The organism is Flexivirga sp. (genome assembly GCF_051955415.1).
Classification (GTDB): domain Bacteria; phylum Actinomycetota; class Actinomycetes; order Actinomycetales; family Dermatophilaceae; genus Flexivirga.
On record NZ_JBQCGS010000004.1, the window covers coordinates 1 to 4,232 of the forward strand.

Below are 4,232 nucleotides of genomic sequence, written 5' to 3' on the forward strand. Positions count from 1 at the left end.
GCCACCTCCGCCGGCGACGACTGGGACGCCCCGCCGCCCGCACTCGACGAGACGCCCGCGGCCACCTCCGCCGGCGACGACTGGGACACCCCGCCACCCGCACTCGAAGAGACACCCGCGGCCACCTCCGCCGCCGACGACTGGGCCACCCCACCGCCCGCACTCGAAGAGACACCCGCGGCCACCGAACCCGAGGCCGACGAGCCGGCCACCGAACCCGAGCCACGCCCGGAGCCCGCACCATCGACACCGACCTCGGCCGGCGACGACTGGGACACCCCGCCGCCCGCACTCGAAGAGACACCCGCGGCCACCTCCGCCGCCGACGACTGGGACACCCCACCACCCGCACTCGAAGAGACACCCGCCGCCACCGAACCCGAGGCCACCGAACCCGAGCCTGCCGAGCCGGTCACCGAACCCGAGCCACGCCCGGAGCCCGCACCATCGACACCGACCTCCGGCGCCGACGACTGGGACACGCCGCCACTGCCCTTGGCCGCATTCGGTGGCACTCCGGCCGAGGACGCTTCCACCGACGAGGATGCGGACGCGGACGACCCCGAGGGCGCCGACGGGCCGTTCGGTCCCGGCTCGGCGGCCCCGGCCGAGGACGGGTCCGGGCCGGACGGCTGGGTCAAGGGCAACGCCGACACGATGATCTTCCACTCGACCGCATCGCCGGCATACGACTCGACCGAGGCTGAGGTCTACTTCCGCGACGAGACGACCGCTGCTGCAGCGGGCTTCCGGCACTGGGATCCGTCGCAGCGTTAGGAATTTCCTTCAAGATCGATAGCGCGTAAACCACCTACAGCATGGGCTGCGGTGACAGAGTCGGCATACCCCTCCCAGGACCAAGGAGCCGACATGTCGATCGACCACCTGCCGAAGAAACCGGGCCGCCGCAGCGTGCTGCTCGGCGTCGCCGCTGCGCCCTTCGTGGCTGCGGGAACGACCTGCGCCGCGGACGCCAGTCCGCGCGGTAGCCACAACTACGTGGTGCCACAGCCGCGCCCCGGCCAGTACCCCACCGACCCGACGATGCCGAAGCACGAGTTGCGCGCGTTCTGGGTGTCCGTCGTCGCCAACATCGACTGGCCGTCGAAGCCGGGCCTGTCCGCCGCGCAGCAGCAGGCCGAACTCATCGCCTGGCTGGACCTGGCCGCCGCGGAGCGACACAACGCCGTCGTGCTGCAGGTGCGTCCGACCGCCGATGCGTTGTGGCCGTCGCCCTACGAGCCCTGGTCGGCGTGGCTGACCGGCGAACAGGGCACAGACCCCGGCTACGACCCGCTCGGCTTCGCCGTCGAGGAGGCGCACAAGCGCAACCTGGAGCTGCACGCGTGGTTCAACCCGTTCCGCGTCGCCATGACCGAGGTCCCGAGCACCCTCGTCCCCTCGCATCCCGCGCGGCAGCACCCGGAGTGGGCTCTGCCGTACGGCGGAAAGCTCTACTACAACCCCGGTGAGCCGGCCGTCCGGCGGTTCGTCGAGGACGCCATCATGGACGCCGTCGAGCGCTACGACATCGACGCGGTGCACTTCGACGACTACTTCTATCCCTACCCCGCCGCCGGCAAGGTCTTCCACGACGAGGAGCAATACGCCAAGTACGGCAACGGCATGTCCCTCGATGACTGGCGCCGTTCGAACATCGACGACCTGATCGTCCGTCTCGGCCGCCGGATCAAGAAGTCGAAACCGTTGTGCCAGTTCGGGATCTCGCCGTTCGCCGTATGGCGCAATAAGGCGACCGACCCGATCGGCTCCGACACCACCGCCGGGGTGGAGACCTACGACGACTTGTATGCCGACACGCGGGGCTGGGTGAAGAAGGGCTGGATCGACTACATCTGCCCGCAGATCTATTGGTCGATCGGTTTCGCACCTGCCGACTACGCCACACTCGTCGACTGGTGGTCCGACGTCGTGGACCACACGCCGGTGCACCTCTACATCGGGCAGGCGACATACAAGGTCAACACCAACGGTGCGGTCGATCCGCACTGGTTGAACCCCGAAGAGCTCTCCTCGCACCTTCAACTGAATGCCTCCTACCCGCAGGTCGACGGCAACATCTATTTCTCCGCAGTTCCCGTGCGCAACGACGAACTGGGCGCAACGACCCTGCTGGACGAGAAGTGGTACTCCAAGCCTGCGCTGCTGCCGGTCACTCCTCGGCTCAAGCGGCGTGCGCCCGCGCGGGTCGACGACCTGACTCGACATGCTGACACGCTGCGGTGGGGCACCGGGTCACGCGACACGGCGCACTTCGCGATCTACCGAATCCCATTGCAGCACAGTCATTCTCACGCGAAGAGCCGCGATCTCGCCGACGCTCGATATCTCGCGGCCGTCATACCCGCGGACCGACGGAGCAACAGCTGGACCGACGGCGACGCCGGCTCCGGGACTCACGTGTATGTCGTGAGCGCCGTCGACAGGGCTGGCAACGAGAGCGCCGGGGTCGCGGTCAGTTGATCCTGGGAAGCACCTGCGCGGCAACGGTTTCCAGCACGTCGATCGTTGCCGCGTAGGGCTTGTCGGAGCGGGGCCAGTGGGTGATGAGGTCGGTGAACCCTGCTTCCCGTGCCCGACCGACCGCGTCCTCGAACCGATCGACGCTCTCGTAGACCGATCCCCGTGAACCGTCGGCGTTGAGATGACGTTCGAACGTCGTGCCGTCGCGACCGGCCACCGCCAGGGCTTCACTCATGCGCTCGCTCGACTCGCGCAACCCGGACCACCAGTCGTCTTCGTTCTCAGTGGGTTTGCCGTAGGTGACCCAGCCGTCCCCGAGCTCTGCGGCAAGGCGCATCCCCTTGGGCGCATTCGCGGCGATGATGAAAGGCACCCGCGGTTGTTGCACGCAGCCGGGCAGGTTCCGCGCGTCGTGCGCGCTGAAGAACCTGCCGTCATACGTGACGTGGTCCTCAGTGAGGACCCGATCGAGCAGTCTGGCGAATTCGCCGAACCGATCGGTGCGTTCGCGCACGCTCAGTGATTCGCCGAGCAACTCGGAGTCAAGGTCACCGCCGCGACCCATCCCGCAGATGAACCGGCCGCCGGAGATGTCGTCGAGGGCCAGCACGTCACGCGCGAACGTGACGGGGTGCCGGAAGTTCGGCGAGGTGACGAATGTTCCCAACCGGATCGTCGAGGTCACCAGAGCCGCGGCGGTCAGGGTCGGCGTGGTGCCGAACCACGGCGAGTCGGGCAGACCGCCCCAGACCAGGTGGTCGTAGGTCCAGGCATGATCGAAGCCGAGTTCTTCGGCCGCACGCCATTGCGGCTCCATGTCGGCCCAACGGGCTTCGGGAAGAATGGTGATGCCTACGCGCATGAGGGCAGCCTATGCGGGTGCGACTACGGGCGACGGATCAACGGCAGGTAGGGCAACAGATCCGCACGAGAACCGGACGCGGACACCGCACCGTCGCGCTCGGCGTCCTCCCACGAGATGTCGCCGACAGCCAGCTTCAGCCACGAATCAGCGCTCAGCTCCACGACATTCGGCGGTGTGCCACGACGATGGGTGAGGCCTTCGATGACCTGCACCGCACCGTATGGCGGCACGCGCACCTCCACGCTGCGACCGGGCGCCTGCAACGCGAGCTCCTGCAGGCTGAAGCGCACGGCCGTCGCGAGCACAGTCCGTCCCACCTGCGGATCTGCGCACCACGCGAGCACCGCCGCACGACCCTCCTGTGCGTCGATCTTCCTCGCCGCCATCGATCACTCCTCTCGTGGAGTCATCCTCCCGCAGCAGCGGGCACGATCACGCCGCGGGTCGAGTGCCGGAGGAACCCACGCCGCGGGTCGAGTGCCGGAGAAACGCAGCGGGGGAAGGTGCATCGAGACCGCCGGCCGTCAAACCAGCAGACCTTCACCTATGGACAATCACAGGGTATGTGGACAACATTCGCCATCGAAAACCATTGCCAGCGCTGATGATTCATGGCATAATCGAACACATGAACGATACCGGATCGGGCAGCGCGCGAGGCGCCGCAACGCTCGATGCCGTCGTGGTCCGGGCGTTCCACGACCGGTTGGACGACCCAGTCGCCACCGATGACCCGTGGGCCGAGATGCGAGCACTGGAGGAGCTGCGCAACGCGATCAGTGCCCGCCAAGCCCGGCTGGTGATGCAGGCCCATGCCGAACAACGCGACGCGGACGACCGGCGCCGGATCGCCCGTCAGGCCACGACGCGGTTGGTCGGATCC

General features: G+C 67.8%; 5 protein-coding genes. 3 read left to right on the forward strand and 2 right to left on the reverse strand.

Annotated elements, in window-relative coordinates:
• Positions 1-777 (forward strand): sunset domain-containing protein (locus ACTHL4_RS00445; protein ID WP_440280756.1); only part of this gene is annotated, 777 nt, incomplete at its 5' end.
• 93 nt (positions 778-870) lie between these two features.
• On the forward strand, positions 871-2,484 hold the full coding sequence (locus ACTHL4_RS00450; RefSeq protein ID WP_440280757.1) for a glycoside hydrolase family 10 protein: 1,614 nt from the start codon (positions 871-873) through the stop codon (positions 2,482-2,484).
• Here ACTHL4_RS00450 and ACTHL4_RS00455 read toward each other — a convergent pair.
• Both ACTHL4_RS00455 and ACTHL4_RS00460 read right to left on the reverse strand, forming a co-directional pair.
• Entirely contained in the window at positions 2,477-3,346 is an 870-nt protein-coding gene (locus ACTHL4_RS00455) for an LLM class flavin-dependent oxidoreductase (RefSeq protein WP_440280758.1), read from the reverse strand. The two genes, ACTHL4_RS00450 and ACTHL4_RS00455, sit on opposite strands and share 8 nt — an antisense overlap.
• A gap of 23 nt (positions 3,347-3,369) precedes the next feature.
• The gene (locus tag ACTHL4_RS00460; RefSeq protein WP_440280759.1) at positions 3,370-3,735 is read right to left on the reverse strand and encodes a sterol carrier family protein; all 366 of its coding nucleotides are present in this window, start codon (positions 3,733-3,735) and stop codon (positions 3,370-3,372) included.
• 242 nt (positions 3,736-3,977) lie between these two features.
• Here ACTHL4_RS00460 and ACTHL4_RS00465 point away from each other — a divergent pair.
• A partial coding sequence (locus ACTHL4_RS00465) for a hypothetical protein (RefSeq protein ID WP_440280760.1) occupies positions 3,978-4,232 on the forward strand: 255 nt, incomplete at its 3' end.

What these genes read in the sequence shown, in the direction of transcription:
- ACTHL4_RS00455 (WP_440280758.1), bottom strand. Translation starts at nt 3,346, where the DNA reads ATGCGCGTAGGCATCACCATTCTTCCCGAAGCCCGTTGGGCCGACATG.
- ACTHL4_RS00460 (WP_440280759.1), bottom strand. Translation starts at nt 3,735, where the DNA reads ATGGCGGCGAGGAAGATCGACGCACAGGAGGGTCGTGCGGCGGTGCTC.
- ACTHL4_RS00450 (WP_440280757.1), top strand. Translation starts at nt 871, where the DNA reads ATGTCGATCGACCACCTGCCGAAGAAACCGGGCCGCCGCAGCGTGCTG.